The 20,221-nt window shown below is 73.1% G+C and carries 24 protein-coding genes and 1 tRNA gene; 13 read left to right on the plus strand and 12 right to left on the minus strand.

Annotation, left to right across the window (positions count from 1 at the left end; genetic code table 11):
- Nucleotides 1-3 precede the first annotated feature (3 nt).
- The 3 genes from IEZ07_RS04535 to IEZ07_RS04545 all read right to left on the minus strand — a co-directional run bounded on the left by IEZ07_RS04535 (nt 4) and on the right by IEZ07_RS04545 (nt 3,666).
- Complete coding sequence (locus IEZ07_RS04535; protein WP_191893616.1) at nt 4-1,551, minus strand: (2,3-dihydroxybenzoyl)adenylate synthase; 1,548 nt, start codon at nt 1,549-1,551, stop codon at nt 4-6.
- Complete coding sequence (locus tag IEZ07_RS04540) at nt 1,538-2,761, minus strand: isochorismate synthase (RefSeq protein ID WP_191893617.1); 1,224 nt, start codon at nt 2,759-2,761, stop codon at nt 1,538-1,540. The genes IEZ07_RS04535 and IEZ07_RS04540 overlap by 14 nt, the downstream gene beginning before the upstream one ends.
- A gap of 107 nt (nt 2,762-2,868) precedes the next feature.
- Nucleotides 2,869-3,666: a 2,3-dihydro-2,3-dihydroxybenzoate dehydrogenase gene (locus IEZ07_RS04545; protein WP_191893618.1), complete on the minus strand. Its 798-nt coding sequence runs from the start codon at nt 3,664-3,666 to the stop codon at nt 2,869-2,871.
- Nucleotides 3,667-3,911: 245 nt separating this feature from the next.
- Between IEZ07_RS04545 and IEZ07_RS04550 the strand changes: the two genes are divergently transcribed.
- A complete protein-coding gene (locus IEZ07_RS04550) occupies nt 3,912-4,448 on the plus strand; it encodes an HAD domain-containing protein (protein WP_301549302.1) in 537 nt (178 codons plus the stop codon).
- A 15-nt stretch (nt 4,449-4,463) separates the two neighbouring features.
- Here IEZ07_RS04550 and IEZ07_RS04555 read toward each other — a convergent pair whose 3' ends face one another.
- The 6 genes from IEZ07_RS04555 to IEZ07_RS04580 all read right to left on the minus strand — a co-directional run bounded on the left by IEZ07_RS04555 (nt 4,464) and on the right by IEZ07_RS04580 (nt 11,100).
- Complete coding sequence (locus IEZ07_RS04555; protein ID WP_191893620.1) at nt 4,464-5,045, minus strand: PIN domain-containing protein; 582 nt, start codon at nt 5,043-5,045, stop codon at nt 4,464-4,466.
- Between the two features lie 9 nt (nt 5,046-5,054).
- Complete coding sequence (locus IEZ07_RS04560; RefSeq protein WP_191893621.1) at nt 5,055-5,510, minus strand: helix-turn-helix domain-containing protein; 456 nt, start codon at nt 5,508-5,510, stop codon at nt 5,055-5,057.
- A 194-nt stretch (nt 5,511-5,704) separates the two neighbouring features.
- Nucleotides 5,705-6,457: a hypothetical protein gene (locus IEZ07_RS04565; RefSeq protein ID WP_191893622.1), complete on the minus strand. Its 753-nt coding sequence runs from the start codon at nt 6,455-6,457 to the stop codon at nt 5,705-5,707.
- 2 nt (nt 6,458-6,459) lie between these two features.
- On the minus strand, nt 6,460-7,923 hold the full coding sequence (locus IEZ07_RS04570; protein WP_191893623.1) for a hypothetical protein: 1,464 nt from the start codon (nt 7,921-7,923) through the stop codon (nt 6,460-6,462).
- Between the two features lie 31 nt (nt 7,924-7,954).
- A complete protein-coding gene (locus tag IEZ07_RS04575) occupies nt 7,955-9,481 on the minus strand; it encodes a serine/threonine-protein kinase (protein WP_191893624.1) in 1,527 nt (508 codons plus the stop codon).
- On the minus strand, nt 9,478-11,100 hold the full coding sequence (locus tag IEZ07_RS04580; RefSeq protein WP_191893625.1) for a serine/threonine-protein kinase: 1,623 nt from the start codon (nt 11,098-11,100) through the stop codon (nt 9,478-9,480). Before IEZ07_RS04580 ends, IEZ07_RS04575 begins: the two co-directional genes overlap by 4 nt.
- A gap of 149 nt (nt 11,101-11,249) precedes the next feature.
- Here IEZ07_RS04580 and IEZ07_RS04585 point away from each other — a divergent pair, with 149 nt between their 5' ends.
- From IEZ07_RS04585 to IEZ07_RS04600, 4 genes are all read left to right on the plus strand, one after another.
- A complete protein-coding gene (locus tag IEZ07_RS04585; protein ID WP_191893626.1) occupies nt 11,250-12,158 on the plus strand; it encodes an NADP-dependent oxidoreductase in 909 nt (302 codons plus the stop codon).
- A gap of 116 nt (nt 12,159-12,274) precedes the next feature.
- Nucleotides 12,275-13,150: a lytic polysaccharide monooxygenase auxiliary activity family 9 protein gene (locus IEZ07_RS04590; RefSeq protein ID WP_239319405.1), complete on the plus strand. Its 876-nt coding sequence runs from the start codon at nt 12,275-12,277 to the stop codon at nt 13,148-13,150.
- Nucleotides 13,151-13,160: 10 nt separating this feature from the next.
- On the plus strand, nt 13,161-13,787 hold the full coding sequence (locus IEZ07_RS04595; RefSeq protein ID WP_239319402.1) for a DUF305 domain-containing protein: 627 nt from the start codon (nt 13,161-13,163) through the stop codon (nt 13,785-13,787).
- A gap of 140 nt (nt 13,788-13,927) precedes the next feature.
- Entirely contained in the window at nt 13,928-14,791 is an 864-nt protein-coding gene (locus IEZ07_RS04600) for an SDR family oxidoreductase (RefSeq protein WP_191893627.1), read from the plus strand.
- A 128-nt stretch (nt 14,792-14,919) separates the two neighbouring features.
- On the opposite strand, the gene IEZ07_RS04605 is transcribed toward IEZ07_RS04600, so the two are convergent.
- On the minus strand, nt 14,920-15,438 hold the full coding sequence (locus tag IEZ07_RS04605) for a shikimate kinase (protein ID WP_204054245.1): 519 nt from the start codon (nt 15,436-15,438) through the stop codon (nt 14,920-14,922).
- A 77-nt stretch (nt 15,439-15,515) separates the two neighbouring features.
- Here IEZ07_RS04605 and IEZ07_RS04610 point away from each other — a divergent pair, with 77 nt between their 5' ends.
- The 4 genes from IEZ07_RS04610 (at nt 15,516) to IEZ07_RS04625 (ending at nt 17,246) form a co-directional block, all read left to right on the plus strand.
- The gene (locus tag IEZ07_RS04610; protein WP_068897502.1) at nt 15,516-15,779 is read left to right on the plus strand and encodes a DUF6458 family protein; all 264 of its coding nucleotides are present in this window, start codon (nt 15,516-15,518) and stop codon (nt 15,777-15,779) included.
- A 31-nt stretch (nt 15,780-15,810) separates the two neighbouring features.
- A complete protein-coding gene (locus IEZ07_RS04615) occupies nt 15,811-16,062 on the plus strand; it encodes a DUF4235 domain-containing protein (protein WP_068897501.1) in 252 nt (83 codons plus the stop codon).
- A 210-nt stretch (nt 16,063-16,272) separates the two neighbouring features.
- A complete protein-coding gene (locus tag IEZ07_RS04620) occupies nt 16,273-16,518 on the plus strand; it encodes a BON domain-containing protein (RefSeq protein WP_068897500.1) in 246 nt (81 codons plus the stop codon).
- Nucleotides 16,515-17,246: a metallophosphoesterase family protein gene (locus tag IEZ07_RS04625; RefSeq protein WP_204054244.1), complete on the plus strand. Its 732-nt coding sequence runs from the start codon at nt 16,515-16,517 to the stop codon at nt 17,244-17,246. Before IEZ07_RS04620 ends, IEZ07_RS04625 begins: the two co-directional genes overlap by 4 nt.
- A 287-nt stretch (nt 17,247-17,533) precedes the next feature.
- Here the strand turns inward: IEZ07_RS04625 and IEZ07_RS04630 are convergent, their stop codons facing one another.
- Nucleotides 17,534-17,683, minus strand: a complete 150-nt coding sequence (locus IEZ07_RS04630; protein WP_184719841.1) for a GPGG-motif small membrane protein — start codon at nt 17,681-17,683, stop codon at nt 17,534-17,536.
- A 25-nt stretch (nt 17,684-17,708) separates the two neighbouring features.
- Nucleotides 17,709-18,209, minus strand: a complete 501-nt coding sequence (locus IEZ07_RS04635) for a DUF6328 family protein (RefSeq protein ID WP_191893628.1) — start codon at nt 18,207-18,209, stop codon at nt 17,709-17,711.
- 119 nt (nt 18,210-18,328) lie between these two features.
- Between IEZ07_RS04635 and IEZ07_RS04640 the strand changes: the two genes are divergently transcribed.
- The 4 genes from IEZ07_RS04640 (at nt 18,329) to IEZ07_RS04655 (ending at nt 20,216) form a co-directional block, all read left to right on the plus strand.
- Nucleotides 18,329-18,880: a nucleotidyltransferase family protein gene (locus IEZ07_RS04640; RefSeq protein ID WP_230882396.1), complete on the plus strand. Its 552-nt coding sequence runs from the start codon at nt 18,329-18,331 to the stop codon at nt 18,878-18,880.
- A 113-nt stretch (nt 18,881-18,993) separates the two neighbouring features.
- Nucleotides 18,994-19,067, plus strand: a tRNA-Lys gene (locus IEZ07_RS04645).
- Nucleotides 19,068-19,345: 278 nt separating this feature from the next.
- Nucleotides 19,346-19,834 (plus strand): hypothetical protein, encoded by a 489-nt coding sequence (locus IEZ07_RS35440; protein ID WP_239319398.1) that lies wholly within the window; start codon nt 19,346-19,348, stop codon nt 19,832-19,834.
- Nucleotides 19,835-20,048: 214 nt separating this feature from the next.
- A complete protein-coding gene (locus tag IEZ07_RS04655; protein ID WP_157237477.1) occupies nt 20,049-20,216 on the plus strand; it encodes a hypothetical protein in 168 nt (55 codons plus the stop codon).
- Nucleotides 20,217-20,221 lie beyond the last annotated feature (5 nt).

The following is a 20,221-nucleotide window of genomic DNA, read 5'->3' on the forward strand; positions in this document are numbered from 1 at the left end:
CTGTCAGGTCCTTTCGCGGAGGTGGCGCTTGCTGACCTTGCCGACCGCGGTCTGCGGGAAGGCGTCGACGAACTCGAACATGTCCGGGATCTTGAAGGCGGCGATGCCGCGGTCCCGGAGGAAGGCCCGGAGCTCGGCCTTCTTCGGCGCCTCGCCGCGGCAGATCAGGTAGGCGCGGGTGCGCTCGCCCAGGTAGGGGTCGGGGACGGCGACCACGCTGGCGTCGCGGACCGCCGGGTGGGCCAGGAGGTGGTTCTCGACCTCCTCGGCGGCGATCTTCTCGCCGCCCCGGTTGATCTGGTCCTTGGCCCGGCCCTCGACGACGAGGTAACCGCCCTCGGCGCGCCGGACGATGTCGCCGGTCCGGTAGAAGCCGTCCTCGGTGAACGCGGTCCTGTTGTGCTCGTCGGCCCGCCAGTAGCCGCGGATCGTGTACGGCCCGCGGGTCAGCAGGTGGCCGTGGTCGCTCTCGTTCCCCTCGTCGTCCAGGATGAGGATCTCGTCGTCCGGGGAGATGGGACGGCCCTGGGTGGAGACGATCACGTCCTCGGGGTCGTCCAGCCGGGTGTAGTTGACCAGCCCCTCGGCCATGCCGAAGACCTGCTGCAGCGTGCAGCCCAGCTCGGGGCCGACCCGCTTGGCCGCCTCCTCGCTGAACTTGGCCCCGCCGACCTGGAGCACCTCCAGGCTCGACAGGTCGTGCCCGCCGGAGGCGGCGGCGTCCATCCAGACCAGCGCGAGCGGGGGGACCAGCGCGGCGATGGTGACCCGCTCCCGCTCGATCAGCGGGAAGCAGGTGCCGGGGCTGGGGTCGGGCGCCAGCACGCTGGCCGCCCCGGCGCTGAGCGCGCCGAAGACGCCGGGGGAGCTCATCGGGAAGTTGTGCGCGGCCGGCAGCGCGCACAGGTAGACGCTCTCCGGGGTCAGCTCGCAGATCTCCGCGCTGGCCCGGAAGCTGTAGATGTAGTCGTCGTGGGTCCTCGGGATCAGCTTGGGCAGGCCGGTGCTGCCGCCGGACAGCTGCAGGAAGGCGAGGTCGCCGGGGCCGGGACCGGGGCCGGGTGGCTCCACCGGGTCGGTCCCCGAAGGCGCCGACAGGCCGGCCAGGTCGGCCAGGGTGAACGCGCGGGTGCCCGGGGCGTACGCCTTGTGCTCCTCGTCCGGGCAGACGTAGGCGGCGGCCTCGGTGAACTCGCAGAAGTAGGAGATCTCCGCGGAGCGGTGCGCGGGCAGCGCGAAGACCGGGAGCGCGCCGATCCGGAAGAGCGCGAAGCAGACCTGGTGGAACTCGGGCACGTTCGGCAGCTGCAGGACGACCCGGTCGCCGTGCCGGATCCCGGCGGCGTGCAGCCCGGCGGCGAGCCGGTCGGCCCGCTCGTCCAGGTCCCGGAAGGTCCACCGGGCGGCCGGGGAGCCGGGGAGGCCGGGGGAGATCAGCGCGGGGCGGGAGCCGTACCGGGCGGCGAGGTCGCGCAGCAGGCCGCCGAAGGTCTCACCCCGCCAGTATCCGGCGGCGCGGTAACGGGCGGCGACGTCGTCAGGCCAGTGCATCGGTGCTCACTCCCAGGGCTCGCAGCATGGTCCGGAACTTGGCGGAGGTCTCGGCGAGTTCCCGCTCGGGGTCGGAGCCGGGGACGATCCCGGCGCCCGCGAAGAGCCGCAGGGTCCGCTCCGCGGCCTCGGCGCAGCGGATGGTCACCGCCCACTCGCCGTCGCCGGCCGCGTCGGTCCAGCCGACCAGGCCGGTGTAGGCGCCGCGGTCGAACGGCTCCAGCTCCTCGATCACCCGCCGGGCCGCGGCGCGGGGCGTCCCGCACACGGCCGGGGTGGGGTGCAGGGCGGCGGCGAGCGCGAGGACGGGGGTGCCGGGATCGCGCAGCACGCCGGTGACGCGCGTGGACAGGTGCCACATCGTCTCGGTGGAGGTCAGCTCGGGGGTGTACGGCACCTCCAGGTGCGCGCAGTACGGCTGGAGCGCGTCGGCGACCGCCTCCACGACCAGGCGGTGCTCGTACAGGTCCTTGGCGGAGGCGGTCAGCGCCTCGGCGCGGCGGCGGTCCTCGGCGGGGTCGGCGCTGCGGGCCGCGGAGCCGGCGAGGGGGTTGGAGAGCACGGTCCGGCCCCGGCGCGAGACGAGCAGCTCGGGGCTGGCGCCGATGAGGGTGCGGCCGCCGGGCAGCGGCGCGGCGAAGGACAGGTCGCGCCCGGCCAGGGGGCGCAGCAGCTCGCGCAGGTCGAGGGGCCCGTCGCCGTCGAGTTCGAGGGTCCGGGCGAGGACCACCTTGCGCAGGCCGTCGGGGTCGTCGTCCGCGCTCTGGAGGATCTCCACCGCCCGCCGCACGGCCTTGCGGTAGTCCTCCGGGGCCGGGACCGGCCGGACCCGCCAGCCGCCGCGCGGGGCCGCCGCGACCGGCTCCAGCGGGCCCGACCAGGTGGCGGCGGCCGGGACGACCAGGTGCGCCGCGCCGTCGAACCCGATCGCCCCGGCCGCCACCCTGCTCCCGGCCCCGTCCGCCATCTCGGCGGCGGTTCCGTTCACGGCCCTGCCCGTCGCGGTGTCCGCGGTTCCGCTCGCCGTCCTGCTCGCCGTACCGTCCGAGCCGAGCGCGGCCGCCACCCGTTCCGGCAGGGAGCCGAGTTCACCGCCGACGACGGTGCGCACGCCGCGGGTGAGCAGCGTGCCGCCCGGCGAGGAGAAGAGCACCGACTCGCCGGGTGCGTATCCCGCCAGCGGATCCGCGGCGGTTGTCAGCGAATGCATCGAAGTCCAATCTGGTCGGGCGCGGAGGGCCGCGCCGCCGTCGGCGAAGGGGTCCCGTCCGGCCGGGCGCGGAGGCCGCGCCGCAGCCGGAGGTGGGTGCTGTCCGGTCATGTGCGGAGGGTCGCGCCGCCGTCGACGAGGAGGTCGTGCATGGTGATGTGCCTGGCCTGGTCGGAGGCGAGGAAGAGGACGGCGTCGGCGACGTCCGCGGGGTCGGCGACGCGGCCGAGCGGGATGCCGACCCGGAAGGCGGCCGGGTCGCCGTCGAGCACGGCGCTCTGCGCCTCCTCGGGATCGCGGTCCCCGGCCAGCGCGCGCAGCATGGCGGTGTCGGTCGAGCCGGGGGAGACGACGTTGCAGCGGATGCCGTGGCGGGCCAGCTCCAGGCCGAGGCAGCGGGTGAACATGGCCGCGGCGGCCTTGGAGGCGGCGTAGGCGGCCATGCCGATCCGCGGCACCGAGGCGGCGTTGGAGCCGACGGTGACGATCGCGCCGCGCCGCCGGGGGGTCATCCGGGCGGCGACCGCGCGGGAGGCGTGGAAGACGCCGTCGGCGTTGACCGCGAAGGTCCGCCGCCACCGCTCGTCGTCGGTCTCCGCGGCCCGGCCGGGCAGGAGCACGCCCGCGACGTTGACCAGGATGTCGATCGGGCCCAGGTCCCGCTCGACGGCCGCGACCGTCTCCTCGACCGCGCGCGGATCGCGCACGTCCAGCCGGTACGGCGTCGCGCCCTTGAGCTCCTCCGCCGCGGCGGCGTCCGGAACGCCTGCGGACTCCGCCGGCACGGCGTCCAGGTCGGCTGCGGCGACCTGCGCCCCCGCTCCGGCCAGGGCGGCGCAGACCGCTCTCCCGATGCCTCCGGCCGCCCCGGTCACCAGGGCGACCCGGCCTCCGATCCCGTCCACTCCACGACCTTCCGATTAGGTTAGGCATGCCTTATTAAGGAAAGCCTTGCCTAATTTGATACTTCTGTCGTGATCTGTCAAGTCGCGTCGAAGCCTGTCGATGCGGGACGATGTCAGGGTGACGTGATGCGGTGCATTCACGATGGATGCTGGAGTGCTCCGTTCCGCAGTCCCAGGAGGCAGATCATGAGCACGTCCGCTCTCTACCGCGCGCACACGACCCATTCCGGCTGATGGATCGGCCGGTGTGGTTGCTCGACGTCGATGGTGTGATCAACGTCGCCCGGCCCGGTTGGGGCGGTGTCCCGCGCAGAGGAACCGCTTACTCCGGTGGCGACGCCTACCGCATGCGCTGGGCGCCTGCTCTGACCGACCGCATCCGCGCACTGCATCGGGCGGGAGGCGTCGAGATCCGCTGGTGTAGCACCTGGTGCGCCGACGCCGACCAGATGGAGCGGCTGTTCGCTCTGCCCCGGCTGGCCCGCGCCTGGTCAGGCCACCTTTCCGCCGTCGTCGCGGCGGAGGCCAAACTCGCCGCCGCACGTCGGATCCTGGCGCAGGAACGGCGGCTCGTCTGGACCGACGACGTCGAAACGCCCACCTGTGGACCGGTCTACGACGAGCTGACCGAAGGCGGGCGGGCCCTGCTGATCGCACCCTCGCCCCGCAGAGGGTTGCAGCCCGACGACCTGACCGCCATCGAGACCTTCGTCTCCACTTCGGTGAACGAAGGGCTCGGCGGGCCCGCCGAGGGCGCCGACCTCCCTGCTCCCGGTCGGTGAAGCGCACCCGTGGCGTCAGCCTTCGGACTCCACCTGCTGATTCCAATCATGTTCGAAGCGGGCGACCAAAGAGGCGCTGAACCGTTTCGCCCCCGCCGCCGCCAGGTAATGCATGACATCCAGCGGTGTCAGCTTCGGGCCGGATCGTCCGGTCGCGGCCGACTGCTCGCGGATCACCTGGTCGATCGTCCCGGGTTCCCGGTCCAGCAGGTCCAGGAGGAAGTCGTCGGGATGCTGGACCTCGATGCCGTGGAGATCACAGGACTCGTCGGGGAAGTCCCGGAGGTTACAGGTGATGATCAGGTCGGCGTCGGCGTGGACCGCGGCCGCCAGGACGTGCCGGTCCTTGGGATGGTTGGTCATCTCAGCGATCAGCCGCTCGTAGCCGGTCACCATCGCGCTCTCGAAGGCCGCGTTCATGGCATCGACCCTCCTGCTGAGGACTTTCGGATCCGCCGAGGGCAGATGCCGTTGTACCTCCGTGAGAATGTGGGGAGACCATCGCGGCTGGAGGAGGTTCTCCTCGGCGAGCCGGAGCAGCAGATCGCACAGAGCGTTGGGGATCAGTACGTTGGCATCCAGGATCGCGATGGTCATGCGCGGCGGTCACCCGGCGTCTGAAGACGGCACGCCATAAAGGCCCGTGTCGACGGCATCGGCGGTCATCTCGTCCAGAAGGGCCTTCCTCCGGCGACTGCGCCGTTCCTTGTAGTCGAGAATCTCGTGCAGCGGAATGCGCCGGCTGTTGTTGGGGCGGGTGAAACCGATCTGCCCGTCGTCGAGGAGCTTGATCAGCGTCGGCCGTGAGACACCGAGCAGGTCTGCGGCCTCCCGGGTGGTCAGTTCCCGGTCCACGGGCACGATGGCCACGCCGCGGCCCGCGGACATCAACTCGGCGATCCGTACCAGAGCCGACTCGAGAGAGGGGGGGAGTTCAGTCTCCGAGTCTCCTCGGACGAGCCGCAGTCGTGGATTTCCCTGCCGGTGCAGTGTGCGCGTCACTTTCTCAAGGGCGCCGGACTCCTCCGGGTCGGGCATCAGGGCATCAGCTGTGACTGTCATGCCGCACTTCTCCTTCCTGGGGTTCCTCGCCAGGATCGCAGCTCAAGTGCAAAAAGTGCAACCATGGTGTCGTACTCCTCAGGAGGTGCGGACGGTCGTACGGCGGACACGACAGGCGATCCGCCGCTCTCGCTCGACGTCCTCGCAGCGGCGGAACCGGAGCCTCCGGCTGGTCCGGGAAGAGGAGGGCCGGGCTACGGCCTGCCCCGCCGCCAGGTCGCGACGGCCGCGGAGACCTGCCGGAGCACGAGCTCGGTCTCCCGCAGCGCGTCCTCGACGGGGACCGGCCGGTCCTGCCCGCCGCCGAAGGGCCGCGGGCCGCGGCCCGGCCACCGGACGGCGCGGTACTCCACCGTGACGAGGACGTCCCCTACCCGGCCGAAGCCGTCGCCGGTGGCGAGGGAGGCGGTGGACCGGGTGTGCCGGACGTGCGCCTCGTCGCCGACCCCGGTGAGCGGGGTGACGGAGGAGATCCGGTGGTCGCCGGCCGGGGCGGTGGCGCCGGTGCGGGCGATCCGCAGGTGCAGGGCGTAACCGGCCCGGGCCCGCTCCTCGGCGGTCAGGCCGTACTGCTCCTTGTACCGCATCACCTGGACCCTGATGGTGGCCTGCTCGGTGTGGTCCCCGGCGGGGTGGACGGAGTCGTTCCAGGAGCAGTTCCAGACGGTGGACAGCGCATCGTCCCTCTCTCCGCGTTTCACCGCCGCCTGCGGGACGAGCCGGGCGAGCTCGGCGCCGCCGACCATGGCGCAGACGTCGGGATCCCCGTCGGCGGGCCGTACCGGGGGCTGCGACGAGGAGGCGGCGGGGTCCCCGGCGGGGCCTTCCGGGACGCCGGATCCGGCCGCCAGGTGGACGAGGACGCCGCCGGTGACGGCGAGCGCGGCCGCCCCTGCCGCGACGGGCGCCGCCCATCGCCGCCGGAGCGCCGGGTCCGGACCGGGCATCGTTAGCGGACCCCGTTCCGCCGGAAGGACTCGAGGACCGCCTCGGTGACCGGGACGAGACCCGTGACGACCTCCTGCTGCGGCATGAGGACGGACTTCGGGTCGTTGATCCCGGTGCCCTCGGGGCGGTCGGAGCCGCCGAAGGAGACCTCGACCACGGTCGGGCCGGAGAGCACCACCGCGTCGGCCACCCCGACGTGCGCGCTGGGGGTCCGGTTCTTCCGGTACTGGTGGAACGCCCGCTCACCCCAGCCCTTGGGCTCGGTCACCTTGTACCAGAAGAGCCCCTGGAACCCACTGCCCTCCCACTCCTTCGCCTCGGCCCGCCGGTCGATGTAGTGCTGCTTGGCCGCCCAGGAATCGGGTTTCCCGACGCGGTCGACGAAGGTGGTGAAGGTGACGAAGACGCTGCGCAGCCGGTGCTTCCCTCCGGCGGGGATCTCCCGGTTGTTCCAGCGGCAGGTGACGGCCGTCCGGTCGCCGCTCTGCGTGCGCTCCGACTTGAGCGCCGCGCCGGGGACCAGCGGCGCCGCGACCGGAGTCACCTCGGCGCAGACCTTCGGGAAGGCGATCTCCACCGGGGTGGGCGTGGGGGAGGGGGTCGGCGAGGACGTCGGCCGGGGGGCCGAGCGGGCGTACGGCCTGCCCTGCCGCCAGGCGGCGACGGCCTCGGAGACCTGTCGCATCAGGAGCTCGGCCTCCCGCAGCGCGTTCTGCTCGGTGACGGACTGCTTGCCCTCGTCGGAGAAGAGCGGGACGTCCTTGGGCTGCTGGTCGGCCTGGTACTCCACCTTGACGGTCACGTCGCCGACCCGGCCGAACCCCGTCCCGAAGGCGTACTTCGTCTTCCCCTTGGACCAGGTGTACTGGACGTGCGCCTCGTCGCCGGCGCCCTGGAGCTTGCGGACGGCGGAATAGTAGTAGTCCTTCTGGGGGTGGTTCTCGGCGTACCGGGCCGATTCGAGGTCGTAGCCGTAGTTCCGCCGGGCGACGGTGTCGGCGGTCTCCGTCTTCTCCCCCTCGTACTGGGTGACCTTGACGTTGATCTGCCGGCTCCGGCGGTACTCGCCGTAGGAGTAGTTCATGTTCTGCCAGGAGCAGCTCCAGTTCACATAGGCCGGTGAGGAGGCCCGGTTGTCGTTGGTGGAGTCGCTCACCTTCGCCTGGGGGACGAGGCGGTCGACGTCGACCCGGTCGAGCATGGCGCAGACGTCCGGAGGTCCCGCGGGGCCCTGGGAGGCGGGAGCGGCCGGGGACGCGGCGGGGGCCGGGGCCCCGGCGGCGTTCAGCCAGCTCACCAGCAGGTAGGAGCCTCCGCCCGCGGCCAGGGCGAGCGCCGTCACGCCCGCCACGGGCGGCAGCCACCGCCGGGGCCCCGGCGACGGAACCGGGGACGGGACGGTCGGCCCCCACTCGGCCGGTGCGGTGGCCGGGGTGGCGGGGGGCTCGGGACTGCCGGAACTCACGGGGACCTCCTGTGGGGGACGGGGGCGCGGCTCAACCGCCGGACGGCCCGGACGGTCCGGGCGTGACGAGTCCGGCCGCCACCCGCTCGGCGGCGCGCAGCACGGTCCGCTGGTCGGCCGGGCGGACCCCGCCGTCCTCGGCGCGGGTCCACTCCACCCTGACGATCAGGTTGCTGACGCGGAGCCAGACGCTGCAGACGGTGCGGGAGATGTTCGTACCCTCCCTCACGTAGTCCCGGGCGAACGCCTCCTCGCCCACGCCGGGCAGCGCGCGGACCCGGGACCTGGTCTGGCGGCCGAACGCGGTGTCGCCGCCCGCCTCGGAGTCGGTCTCCCGCCGCATGTCCTCGAAGAGCAGCCGCGCCGCCTCGGGCGCGGGAGTCTCGCCGTGCGGGGGTACGGCCTGCGTCTGCACACTGATCCAGCGGTAGGGGACGCCCCTCTTCAGGTAGTTCCACGTGCACTCGTCCACCTTGGTCATCCTCGGATCGGTGACCTGGCCGACCAACTCGCGGACCTGTTCGACGGTGAGCAGGTCGCAGGCTTCCGGCGCGGCGGCGAACCGCCCCCGGTCCGGCCCGTCGCCCGGCGACACGACCGTGCTCCAGGCGATCGCCGCGCCGGCGACCGCGGAGACCGCCACCACGGCGGCGGCGACCCGGAGCCGGCGGCGCCGGCCCGCCCTCGCGGGGACGGGCCGAACTCCGTGCGGAGCGGGCAGGGCTCCGTGCGGGACGGCCGGGGCGACCGGCGCGGTGGCGACGGAGCGGTAGGAGGTCGTGGCGGCGATCCGGTCGAGGACCTGCCGGACCGCCGCGGGGGCGGGGCGCCGGGCCGGATCCTTGGCGAGCATGGCGAGCAGGAGCCCGCCGAGCTCGGGCCCGGCCAGGACCGGTGCGGGCGGATCGTGCATCAGCACCGCGGCGGCGACGGCGGCGGGATGGTCGCGGCGGAAGGGAGCGTGGCCCTCCACCGCCGCGTACAGCGTCGCCCCCAGCGCCCACAGGTCGGACTGCGGCCCGGCCGGCTCCTCCCGGAGACGCTCGGGGGCGGTGTACCCGGCGGAGCCGGCCCGGTCGGCCAGGCTTTGCTCGCCGGTCATCGGGGCCGCGATGCCGAAGTCGGCGAGCACCGCCGTACCGTCCCGCTCGACCAGTACGTTGCCCGGTTTGACGTCGCGGTGCAGCATGCCGTGCGCGTGCGCGGCCTCCAGCGCGGCCAGGACCCGCAGCCCGATCGCGGCGACCCGGGGCGCGGGGATCGGGCCCTGCTCGATCAGCCGGTCCAGGGAGACGCCGTCGATCAGGTCCATCACGATCCACGGCAGGCCGCCGTGGGTCACCACGTCGTGGACCATGACGATGGCCGGGTGGTTCACCCGGGCGGCGGCCCGGGCCTCGGCGATCGCCCGCTCGGCGAACCCGGCGCCGCCACGCAGCTCCTTGACCGCGACGTCGCGGCGGAGCGTCTCGTCGTGCGCCCGCCAGACCGTGCCCGCGCCGCCCTCGCCGAGCCGTTCCACCAGCCGGTACCGGCCGGCCAGGGTGCGGCCGGTCACTTCAGGCCCCGCAGCGCCGCCTCGCCCTGCCGCGCCACCGCCAGCGCGCCGCTCCTGATGTCGTCGTCGGAGGGCCGGGAGGAGCGCGTGGAGTACTGGGCCTCGACGACGAGGTCGAGCAGCCGGAAGGTCACGATGCCCGAGTGCGTGCGGCCTCCGGCGGAGGCCAGATCGTAGGCGAAGGCCTCCTCGCCCAGGCCCGGCACCGCCCGGCGGACGGTCCGCTCCGCGGTCGCCCCGCTGACGCCGATCTCCTTCCACTCCCAGGTGACCTGGGACGCCTTGGCGTGTTCCCGGTCCAGGTTGGCGAAGAGCGTGCGCGCCGACTCCGGGGTCAGCGCCCACGGCTGCGGGGTGTCGCTGTCGGTGACGGGGATCAGCGCGATCCCGGTGTCTTCGGTGGTCCAGGCGCAGCCGCCGTCGTCCGGGCGGCCGGCCGGGGGCTGGGCGACGCCCATGATCTGGCGGACCTGCTCGGCGGTGAGCAGTTTGCAGAAGTCCACGGGCTCGTCGAACGAGGTGCGCTCGCCCGGCCCGGTGGTGAGCGCCAGCGCCGCTCCCGCTCCCGCGCCTGCGACGCAGGCGACGGCCGCCACGGCCGCCCAGAGGCGGAGCCCGCCCCGGCGCCGCACCGGAGCGGCCCCGGGGGCGTCCGGCTCGGCACCGGGACCGTGCGGGGCGGGGTGACCCTGGGCTTGCGGGACCGGGTGACCGTGGGTCTGCGGGGAGGGGAGGCCGTGCACCTGCTCGTGCGGGCGCGGCGGCGGGGGGAGGACGGGCGGCGGCGGGGACGGGACCTGGGGGGCGTGCCCGGCGGCGACCTGGGCGAGCAGCCCGCGCAGGGTCTGCGCGTCCGGGCGCTGCGCGGCGTGGCGGGCCATCATCGCCATCAGGACCGGGCCGAGCGCGCCGGACCGGTGCGGCGGCCTGATCCGGCCGGAGAGCGTCGCGCTCAGCCGCACCATGGCCTCGCCCTCGATGGCCGGGACGCCCTCGGCCCCGAGGTACAGGGTGGCGCCGAGCGACCACAGGTCCGAGGCGGGCCCGCCCGGCTCGCCGTCGAGCCGCTCCGGGGCGATGAAGCCGGGCGACCCGATGAGCAGGTCGGCCTGGGTCAGCGTCGTGTCACCGGCGAACCGGGCGATGCCGAAGTCGGTCAGGACGACCCGCCCCGAGTCGGTCAAGAAGACGTTGCCCGGCTTGACGTCGCGGTGCTGGATGCCGCGGGCGTGTGCGGCGTCCAGCCCGTCGAGGAGCTGCGCGCCGAGCGCGGCCGCCTGCTCGGGCGGGAGAGGTCCCCGCTCCTTGACGAACTCGGCGAGGGTGCGGCCGCGCAGCAGCTCCATGACGATCCACGGCTTGCCGTCGTGCACCGCCACGTCGTGCACGGCGACGACCGCCGGATGGCGCAGCTGCGCGGTGGCCTGCGCCTCCCGTACGGCGCGCGCGACCGCCTCGACGCGCTGGGCCTCGCTCATCCCGGGAGGCGGCGTCAGCTCCTTGACCGCCACCTCGCGGTCGAGCATCTCGTCCCTGGCCAGCCACACGGTGCCCATCCCACCGCTGCCCAACCGGTGCAGCAGTCGGTAGCGCGTCGTGAAATCGTCCCCGTCCGGCATAGCGGGAGGATAGCGGACTCACTTCTTGTATCCGTCACGTCGCGCCACGTCAGGCGGGGAGAGCGCGGTGGTGGACGTCCGGAATTGACCTCGACCTCGGTCGAGGTTGCAGGGTCGGGGGTGACACGGACGAGACGAAGGAGTCTGAGATGAAGGTGGCGGCGTTCTCCGAGTTCGGCGGCCCCGAGGTGCTGCGGGCGATGGAGATGGAGACCCCGGAGGCGGGCGGCGGCCAGGTGCGGGTCCGGGTGCGGGCGGCGGGCGTGCAGCCCTTCGACGTGGCGGTGCGGCAGGGCTGGGCCCCGCCCGGGGTCTCCGGCGACCTGCCCCGGGTGCCGGGGAACGAGTTCGCCGGGGTGGTCGACCAGGTGGGCGCCGGGGTGACCGGGTTCGCGCCGGGCGACGAGGTGCTCGGCTTCGACCTGCTGGGCTGCTACGCCGAGTACGTCGTGGTCCCGGCGGAGAACGTCACGCCCAAGCCGGCGGGCATGTCGTGGGAGGTGGCGGGCGGCTTCACCGCCGGGACCCAGACCGCTCACATCGCGCTGGAGCAGCTGGGCGCGGGCGAGGGCGACACGCTCCTGGTCCACGCCGCCGCCGGGGCGGTCGGCACCGCCGCGGTGCAGCTCGCCCGGTCGCGCGGCGCCGTCGTCATCGGCACCGCGCGCCAGGAGAACCACGACTACCTGCGCTCCCTCGGCGCCGTCCCGGTGACGTACGGCGAGGGCCTGGAGGAGCGGGTCCGCGCCGCGGCCCCCGGCGGGGTGGACGCGGTCCTGGACGGGGCGGGGGGCGAGGCGCTCGACGTCTCACTGCGGCTGGTGGCGCCCGAGCGGATCGTCACCCTGGTGGAGCACGGCCGGGCCGCCGGACTGGGCGTGCAGACGACCCGGGGCGTCCGCCTGGCCTCCCGACTGGCGGAGCTCGCCGAACTGCACGTCCGCGGCGCCCTGGCCTGGCACGTCCGCCGGGCCTACCCGCTGGAGCGGGCCGCCGAGGCCCACCGCGAGGTCGAGGCGCGGCACGGGCGGGGCAAGGTGGTCCTGACCGTGGGCTGAGGGCGGGAGGGTGGCCCCCGGCAGGAATTCTTAGTAAGGTTTCCTATTAATAACGTGCTATCCGTCGGCCGTTGGACATGCTCTACCTCCATTTCCCCCAATCAGGAGGCGTCCACGTGTACGTGCGACCCAAGGCGGCCACCGGGGCCGCCGCCCTCATGCTCGGATCCCTGCTGGCCGTGATCCCCACCACCCCCGCGCAGGCCCACGGATCCATGTCGAACCCGCCCAGCCGCGCCTACGTCTGCAAGACCGAGGGCCCGGACAACCCCAAGTCCGCCGCGTGCAAGGCAGCCGTCGCGGCCGGCGGGACCCAGGCGTTCTACGACTGGCACGAGGTGTCCCGGCTCGACGCCGGCGGGCGGCACCGCGAGATCATCCCGGACGGCCAGCTCTGCGGCGCCGGGCGGGACAAGTACCGCGGGCTGAACCTCGCCCGCACCGACTGGCCCGCGACCCGGGTCAGCCCCGGACCGCTGACGATCACCTACCACGCGACCGCGCCGCACGCGAACAGCAACTTCGAGTTCTACATCACCAAGCCGGGCTGGAACCCGGCCCAGCCGCTGCGCTGGTCGGACCTGGAGCACATCAGGACCTTCAACAACCAGAACCCCGGCACCTACACCAACTGGACGATCAACCTCCCGCAGCGGAGCGGCCGCGCCCTGATCTACTCGATCTGGCAGCGGGTGGTGGGCAGCGAGGAGGCCTTCTACACCTGCAGCGACGTCGACTTCGGCGGCGGTTCCAACCCCTCCCCGACGCCCACCCCGACCGTGACCCCCACGGTCACGCCCACCCCCACGCCGACCGTCACCCCGACGCCCACCCCGACCTCGCAGCCGGGCGGCACCTGGGCCCCCGGCACCGCCTACGCGGCGGGCGTCCGGGTGACCTACGGCGGGGCGACCTACCAGTGCCGCCAGGCGCACACCTCCCTGACGGGCTGGGAACCGCCGAACGTCCCGGCTCTCTGGCAGCGTCTCTGATCCGACCGCCATGACGCGACCCCGTGCGGAGTGCGGAGCGCGGCGTGTCCCACCGGCCCTCCCGGTGGCCCTGCTCGCCGTCGCGGCCCTCGTGGCCGTCGGCGGCTGCGGTGCCTCCGAGGGCCGGTGGGCGCGGGAGGCGATGGCCGAGCGGGCGGCCGCGGCCGGCGCCGCCCGGGGCTTCAACTCCGCCGACGTGATGTTCCTGCAGATGATGGTGGTCCACAACGGCCAGGGCGTCGAGCTGGCCCGGCTGGCGCGGGGCCGGGAGGTCCGCGAAGAGGTCGGCACCCTGGCGGCGGCGATCGCCGTGACGCAGGAGGCCGAGACGGCCGCCATGGCGGGCAGGCTGCGCGACTGGGGCCAGCCGCCGACCGCGCCGCCCGACGAGCACGCCGCGCACGGCGGGATGCCGGAGACGGCCGCGCGCGAGATCGCCTCGGTCGCGGACGCGGCCCCCGCCGACTTCGAGCGGACCTTCCTCAACATGATGATCGCCCACCAGGACGACGCGGCGCAGCTGGCCAGGGCGGAGGCCATCGCCGGGCTGCATCCCGAGATCAGGGAGCTGGCCGGGCGGATCGACGCCTCCCGCACGGCACAGGTCGAGCGGATGCTGGAGCTGCTCGGCGGCTGAGGCCGTACGGCCCCGCGGCCCCGGCCGGAACCCCGCCGGGGCCCGGGAGAACCGTGGGAGGCCGGGGAAGGCCGGAGAGCGGCGGGACGCCGTGCCGGGTACGGCGGAATGCGGCGCGGGACATCGGGTAGGCGGGCCGTATGCCACAGGAACAGAGCAGCACGCCGCCGCCCCAGACCCAGCCCTACCCCGGGGAGAGCGGGGCGATGACACCCGAGCCCAGGGACGAGATGCGCGACTACGCCGGCCGCGACCTCCTCGCCGACAAGCGCGCCCTGATCACCGGGGGCGACTCCGGCATCGGGCGGGCCGTGGCGGTCGCGTTCGCCAAGGAGGGCGCCGACGTCGCCATCGCCTACCTGGATGAGCACGAGGACGCCGAGCACACCAAGGGCCTCGTCGAGAAGGAGGGGCGGCGCTGCGTGCTGCTCCCGGGCGACCTGGCGAGCGCCGCGCACTGCCGGCAGGTGGTCGAGTCGGCCGTCTCCGCGCTCGGCGGCCTCGACGTGCTGGTCAACAACGTCGCCACGCAGGCGCCGGTGGAGTCGCTGGAGGAGCTGTCCGACTCCCAGTGGGAGCGCACGTTCGCCGTCAACATCCACAGCTACTTCTGGGTGACCAAGGCGGCCCTCGCGCACATGCCCGACGGGAGCGCCATCGTCAACACCTCCTCGATCAACGGGCTGCGCGGGAACAAGACCCTGATCGACTACTCCGCGACCAAGGGGGCGATCAACGCCCTGACCTACTCGCTCGCGCAGACCCTGGTCGAGCGGCGCATCAGGGTGAACGCGGTGGCGCCGGGGCCGGTCTGGACGCCGCTGATCCCCGCGACCTTCCCGGAGGAGAAGGTCGGCAAGTTCGGCGAGCAGGTGCCGATGAAGCGCCCCGCCCAGCCCGACGAGATCGCGCCGTCGTACGTCTTCTTCGCCTCAGACCGGCTCTCCTCCTACTACACCGGGGAGGTCCTGGCTCCGATCGGCGGGGAGACGCTCCCGGGATGAACCGGCGGCGTGCTCCGGCCCATCCGGCGTGCCCGGGCCGCTCGGCACGCCCGGACCACCCGGCCCATCCGACGCGCTAGGCCCGTCCGGCCCGTCCGGCGCGCGGGGCGGGGCGGGCGGGGTACGGGTCACCGGTCGCCGAGCGACGCGAGCACCGAGGAGGCCACCTCCGCGGGTTCGGCCGCCGACACGTCGAAGGTCAGGTCCGCCACCTCGGCGAAGAACGGCCCCCTGCGGGCCCGCTGCTTGGTGAGCATCACGTCGAGGTCGGGCTCGAAGTGCGGGCGGTGCCCGCCGGAGAGCATCCGCTCGGCGAGGACCTCGGCCGGGGCGTCCAGCCAGACCACCAGCGCGGAGGCCAGCGCCTCCCGGCAGACCGGGTCCTCCACCACGCTCGCGGCCGCGGCGATCACCGGGGGCGGCTGCTCGGCGAGGGACTCGCGCAGGTGCTCGGCCTCCCGGCGGTGCAGCTCCGCCACGCCCTCCCGCTCGGCCGTCTGGGCCGCCGTGGCGCCGCCGTACCGGGCGGAGAGGTCGGGGTCGCTGTCACGCAGCTCGCGTCCCAGCTCCGCGGCCAGGATGCGGGCCACGGAGGACTTGCCCGCGCCCATCAGGCCCGTCACGACGATCGGACGGTTGAATTTCACGGCGGCCTCCGAGGTCAACGTTTGAGATCCGTGTGGGGGATAGGTGAAGTGGCGTTGGCACGAAGGAGGGAAATCCCATGACCATCGCAGGCGGAATCATCCTCATCATGCTCGGCGCCATCTTCACATGGGCGGTCGAATTCGATCTCGCGGGGTTCGACATCAACATCCTCGGCGTCATCCTGATGCTGGGCGGCCTGGTCTGGCTGCTGATCGCCATCTACCGGATGAACGTCGCCCGCAGGGCCATCGCGCCCACCACGGTGGTCGTCGAGGAGGACCCGGTGACCCACCGGCGCGTCTACGAAGAGCGTCACTACGACGACCCGCCGGTCGTGTGAGATTCCCGCAACGTGAGACGGAGGACGGACATTGAGCACTCTCGTATCCCGAGGCGTGGGGACCGCAGGCGGAATGCTCGGCGGCCTCGTCGCCGGAGCCATCTTCAAGCAGGTCTGGAAGCTGGCGGCGGGCAAGGACGACGCGCCGCAGGCCACGTCCGAGGAGTACGGCTGGGGCGAGATCCTCGTCGCGGCGGCCGTGCAGGGCGCGATCTACGGCATGGTCAAGGCGGCGATCGACCGCTCCACGTCCCGGAGCCTGCACCAGGCCACCGGGAAGTAGGGCCGCCGGCACGGCCCGCGCGAGGTCCCCGGCCCCGAGGAGGGCGCCGGGGCTTCCGTGTGCCCGCGGCGAAAGCCCCGGCCCCAGTACGGCGCCGGGGTTTTCGCCTGCCCGGGACCGGACGGTACGGCCTCCGGCCGGTCTCCCCCTCCGTTTGCCCTCCGGCATCGCGGGAAGGCGATCTGTTCTGAGGGCGAAAGGAGTTCGATCATGGAGGCTCCGCAGTACGTCGCCGCGCGGGTGCAACAGGCGCTGGCGGAGGACGAACGCACCACCGAACTCGGCATCCGGGTGGACGTCAGGGGAGAGCAGCTCTTCCTGCGCGGTCAGGTGACCTCCGAGGAACGCCGCGATCTGATCGCCGGTGTGGCGGAGGAGGCGGCTCCCGGACTGGCGGTCCGCAACGAGCTCACCGTGGCGGACATCCGGGAACCGGGAGGGGAGGAGAAGCTGTGAGCAAGCTGCGCATCGCGGCGGTCGGTGACGTGCACCTGGGCGAGGACGTCCGGGGCCGCTACCGTGAGCATCTCGCCGGCATCGAGGACAAGGCCGACGTGCTGCTACTGGCCGGAGACCTGACCCGGCACGGCACACTGGAGGAGGGCCAGGTGGTGGCGGACGAGTTCCGCGACCTGCCCATCCCGGTGGTCGCCGTGCTCGGCAACCACGACCACCACTCCGACCGGCCCGCGGAGATCGCGGCTCTGCTGCGCGACGCCGGGATCATGGTGCTCCACGACGACGCGGTCGTGCTCGACATCGGCGGGACGCGGCTCGGCGTGGTCGGGGGCAAGGGATTCGGCGGCGGGTTCGCCGGCAAGTGCGCCAGCGAGTTCGGGGAGCCGGAGATCAAGGCGTTCGTGAACCACACGAAGCGGATCGCGGACCGCTGGCGGCGCGCGCTCAAGGAGACCGAGGCCGACGTGCGCGTCGTCCTGTCGCACTACTCTCCGGTCAACGACACACTGGAGGGCGAGCCGCTGGAGATCTACCCTTTCCTGGGCAGCTACCTGCTGGCCGAGGCCGTGGACGCCGAAGGCGCCGACCTGATCGTGCACGGCCACGCGCACAAGGGGACCGAGAAGGGCATGACGCCCGGCGGGATCCGGGTGCGCAACGTGGCGCTGCCGGTGCTGGGCCGGGCCTACGCGGTCTACTGCCACGACGGCGAAGGCCAGTGCTGAGCCGCCGCGACGGCGACGGCCGGTGCTGAGCCGCCGGCCGCCGGAGGCGCCGCCGGGACCGCTGAGCCGACGGTGGCGGCGGTCCTGGGGCGAGGTCCCGGAAAGTCCCCGAACGCGGCGGTCCTGAGGCGCAGATCCCGGAAAGACCTCGAACGCGGCGGTCCCGGGAACGGCGGCGGGAGGCGGACACGGAAGCGGGCCGGGTGGGAACCCGGCCCGCTAGGTCTTGTGATCTGGACTCTGTGACGGGACTTCGATGCGATGGTGTCGGCGGGCCATGGCCCGCGTCAGACGTTGAAGATGCTCACACCCCCCGGACCGACCAGGAAGCCGAGCACGATGAGCACGATCCCCCAGAGGAGGTCGCGGCGGGCCAGGATCACGTAGATCCCGGAGATGACCAGTACGACTGCGATGATCCAGAGCAAGGTAGCCATGAAAGGCGACTGCCCCAGGGAACCGTCAACTAACGTCCTTGTCCCGGTAAAGATCGATCACCGGCTGGACGAACCACAGCCAGGCGCTGAGCAGCCCCACGGCCCCGCCGAAGACCGCCGCCGGCCAGCCCGGGATCACCGTCTCCGTGACGAGCGCGACCGCGCTCGTCATCGCGACGGCGAGCGCGATCGCACCCACGATGCCGAGCTCGTTGGCGCGGTGCAGCATCCTCTCCTTCAGCCCCGTGCGGAACAGCAGGCGGTGCTGGGCGGCCGGCGTGATGAAGCAGACCGAGGCGAAGGCCGAACTGAGCAGCGAGATGAAGAAAAGCCAGCGGCCGAGGGTGTCCACCTTCCCGAAACCGGCGGAGAAGGGCAGCGTCAGCAGGAAGGCGAAGAGGACCTGCACCCCGGTGACCGCGACGCGCAGCCCCTGGAGCAGCTCGGTCAATTCGCGGTCAACGCGCTCCTTGTGACTCTCACCGGGTGCGGGGGGTTCTGTACGGACTTCTTCAGGTTGAATCATCGAAGTCCATTACCCGGGCTTACCCAGGTCATACCTGGGGACTACCGGCCGGTCCAGGGGGTAGCCACTCGTTTATGGGAAGCCACAGCCATGAGGTCACCGACGCCATTCTGGAGACGTTGAAGCGATCGAGCAGTGCGCTCAAAGACGCCGGTGTCCGCTTCGCGCTCGCCGGCGGATGCGCCGCCTACGCGCGCGGGGCCGCACCCTCGCTGCACGACGTCGACTTCGTCCTGCCGCAGGAGGACGTGCCGACCGCCCTGGAGGCACTGAGCGAACTGGGCTTCACCACGGCCAAACCGCCGGAGGACTGGCTGGTCAAAGCCTACGATGAGGGCCGGTTGGTGGACCTGATCTTCCGGATCGCCGACAACGCGGTCACCCCCGCGCTGCTGGAGCGGGCCGAGCCGCTGAAGGCCTCCGCGGTGATCGTGCCCGTCCTGGAGGCGACCGACCTGGTGATCTCGTGGCTGCTGCCGCTCTCGGAGCATGCCTGCGACTACGGCTCCCTGCTCCCGCAGGTCCGGGCGCTGCGCGAGCAGGTCGACTGGAACCGGGTGGCGGCGGTCGTCCGGGACTCGCCGTACGCTTCGACCTTCCTGATCCTGCTGGAGCGGCTGGGCGTGATCTCCGACCCCGTCGACTCGGAGGGCGACCCGGCCTGGCCGTGAGCGCGGAACGCCGGGACCGCAGCGGACACGGGAAGCGCCGGAGCGCCGAACTCCGTACATGTCGTGTGATGTACGGACCACCGGGCGGAGTCCTGTAGTCTTTTGCTGGTCAAGCGCCGCTAGCTCAGTTGGTTAGAGCAGCTGACTCTTAATCAGCGGGTCCGGGGTTCGAGTCCCTGGCGGCGCACCGGCGGAGAGCCCGGGTCACCTGTGACCCGGGCTCTTTCCTTTCCTCGTCCGGCTTCTTCCGTGCGCGGACGCCCGGGGCCTCTGTCATGCTCTTCGGGTCGCCGGGTCGCCGGGTCGCCGGGTCGCCGGGTCGCCGGGTCGCCGGGTCGCCGGGTCGCCGGGTCGCCGGGAGCGGGCGGCCCGGCCGGGCCGGGGCGAGGTCCGCCTACCCAAGCGATGCGTGGAGTTTTCCGGGATCAGACCTGGCTCGGGTTACTCTGGGCCGGGGGTCACGATATGAGAGCATTCGTCTGCGTGCTGGCGTTGACCATGGCGGCCGCCGGTTGCGGTTCCGGACCGGAGAGCGCCCCGGCGCAGGCGCCGCCGCAGGTCCCGGCGGCGGGGACGGCGGTGAACCCGGCTCGGCCGGACGAGGCGAAGCCGGACGGGGCCGACAAGGACCGGACCCCGGACCGGACGCCGGGCGGGTCTCCTGACGGGTCCTCCGCGGGCGGGGCCGAGGTGAGCGCGGAGCAGCACCGGATCCTGACCGGCCAGTGCCGGTACGCCGACACGGCCGGGCTGCGGGAGGAGTGCCTGGCGGCCGTCCGGCGCGACTACCGGGTGGGGCGGGAGAACCGCGACCTGGACTGCCGGACGTACTCCGGCGTCACCGTGTGCGGCCGGCTCCCGCTCAGCGCGCGGGAGCGCGGGTGCGTCGAGAAGTGGGTGACGGGCGGGCTGACGCAGCGCAGGGCCGAGGTGGAGTGCTACGTCTTCTCCTGAACTCCTGACTTCCCGCCGACCCTCTGCGCCGCCGGTAGCCCCGTACCCCGGTATCCCCGACTCCCGGCACCTCCGGCCCCCTGGCTCCCGGACTCATCCGGGCTCCCGGACCGGGCGGCCGGAACGGCTTCTCCCGCGGCGATCGCGATAGGAAGGCCCGCTGGAGGGCAGTTGACCGTGCACGCCGATCGCCCACCCCCGGAGGGATCACGATATGACGATCAATCCGCTGCCCCTGTGCCGGACCTGCGGGGCCATGGTCGAACACCCCGGACGCCACCGGGAGTGGCACGAGGCCCTCGAACGCCTGGTCCCCGGCCTGGAGGCCGAGCTGGAGAGGTCGCACGGGACCGAGGATTCCGGCCAAGGCCACACCTTCTGAGCCCT

Origin of the sequence: Planomonospora parontospora (assembly GCA_014647935.1) — a bacterium.
In the GTDB taxonomy this organism is placed as follows: domain Bacteria; phylum Actinomycetota; class Actinomycetes; order Streptosporangiales; family Streptosporangiaceae; genus Planomonospora; species Planomonospora parontospora.

What these genes read in the sequence shown, in the direction of transcription:
- IEZ07_RS04630 (WP_184719841.1), bottom strand. Translation starts at nt 17,683, where the DNA reads ATGGCTACCTTGCTCTGGATCATCGCAGTCGTACTGGTCATCTCCGGG.
- IEZ07_RS04635 (WP_191893628.1), bottom strand. Translation starts at nt 18,209, where the DNA reads ATGATTCAACCTGAAGAAGTCCGTACAGAACCCCCCGCACCCGGTGAG.
- IEZ07_RS04535 (WP_191893616.1), bottom strand. Translation starts at nt 1,551, where the DNA reads ATGCACTGGCCTGACGACGTCGCCGCCCGTTACCGCGCCGCCGGATAC.
- IEZ07_RS35440 (WP_239319398.1), top strand. Translation starts at nt 19,346, where the DNA reads ATGAGAGCATTCGTCTGCGTGCTGGCGTTGACCATGGCGGCCGCCGGT.
- IEZ07_RS04585 (WP_191893626.1), top strand. Translation starts at nt 11,250, where the DNA reads ATGAAGGTGGCGGCGTTCTCCGAGTTCGGCGGCCCCGAGGTGCTGCGG.
- IEZ07_RS04655 (WP_157237477.1), top strand. Translation starts at nt 20,049, where the DNA reads ATGACGATCAATCCGCTGCCCCTGTGCCGGACCTGCGGGGCCATGGTC.
- IEZ07_RS04600 (WP_191893627.1), top strand. Translation starts at nt 13,928, where the DNA reads ATGCCACAGGAACAGAGCAGCACGCCGCCGCCCCAGACCCAGCCCTAC.
- IEZ07_RS04565 (WP_191893622.1), bottom strand. Translation starts at nt 6,457, where the DNA reads ATGCCCGGTCCGGACCCGGCGCTCCGGCGGCGATGGGCGGCGCCCGTC.
- IEZ07_RS04610 (WP_068897502.1), top strand. Translation starts at nt 15,516, where the DNA reads ATGACCATCGCAGGCGGAATCATCCTCATCATGCTCGGCGCCATCTTC.
- IEZ07_RS04560 (WP_191893621.1), bottom strand. Translation starts at nt 5,510, where the DNA reads ATGACAGTCACAGCTGATGCCCTGATGCCCGACCCGGAGGAGTCCGGC.
- IEZ07_RS04595 (WP_239319402.1), top strand. Translation starts at nt 13,161, where the DNA reads ATGACGCGACCCCGTGCGGAGTGCGGAGCGCGGCGTGTCCCACCGGCC.
- IEZ07_RS04540 (WP_191893617.1), bottom strand. Translation starts at nt 2,761, where the DNA reads ATGCATTCGCTGACAACCGCCGCGGATCCGCTGGCGGGATACGCACCC.
- IEZ07_RS04580 (WP_191893625.1), bottom strand. Translation starts at nt 11,100, where the DNA reads ATGCCGGACGGGGACGATTTCACGACGCGCTACCGACTGCTGCACCGG.
- IEZ07_RS04620 (WP_068897500.1), top strand. Translation starts at nt 16,273, where the DNA reads ATGGAGGCTCCGCAGTACGTCGCCGCGCGGGTGCAACAGGCGCTGGCG.
- IEZ07_RS04555 (WP_191893620.1), bottom strand. Translation starts at nt 5,045, where the DNA reads ATGACCATCGCGATCCTGGATGCCAACGTACTGATCCCCAACGCTCTG.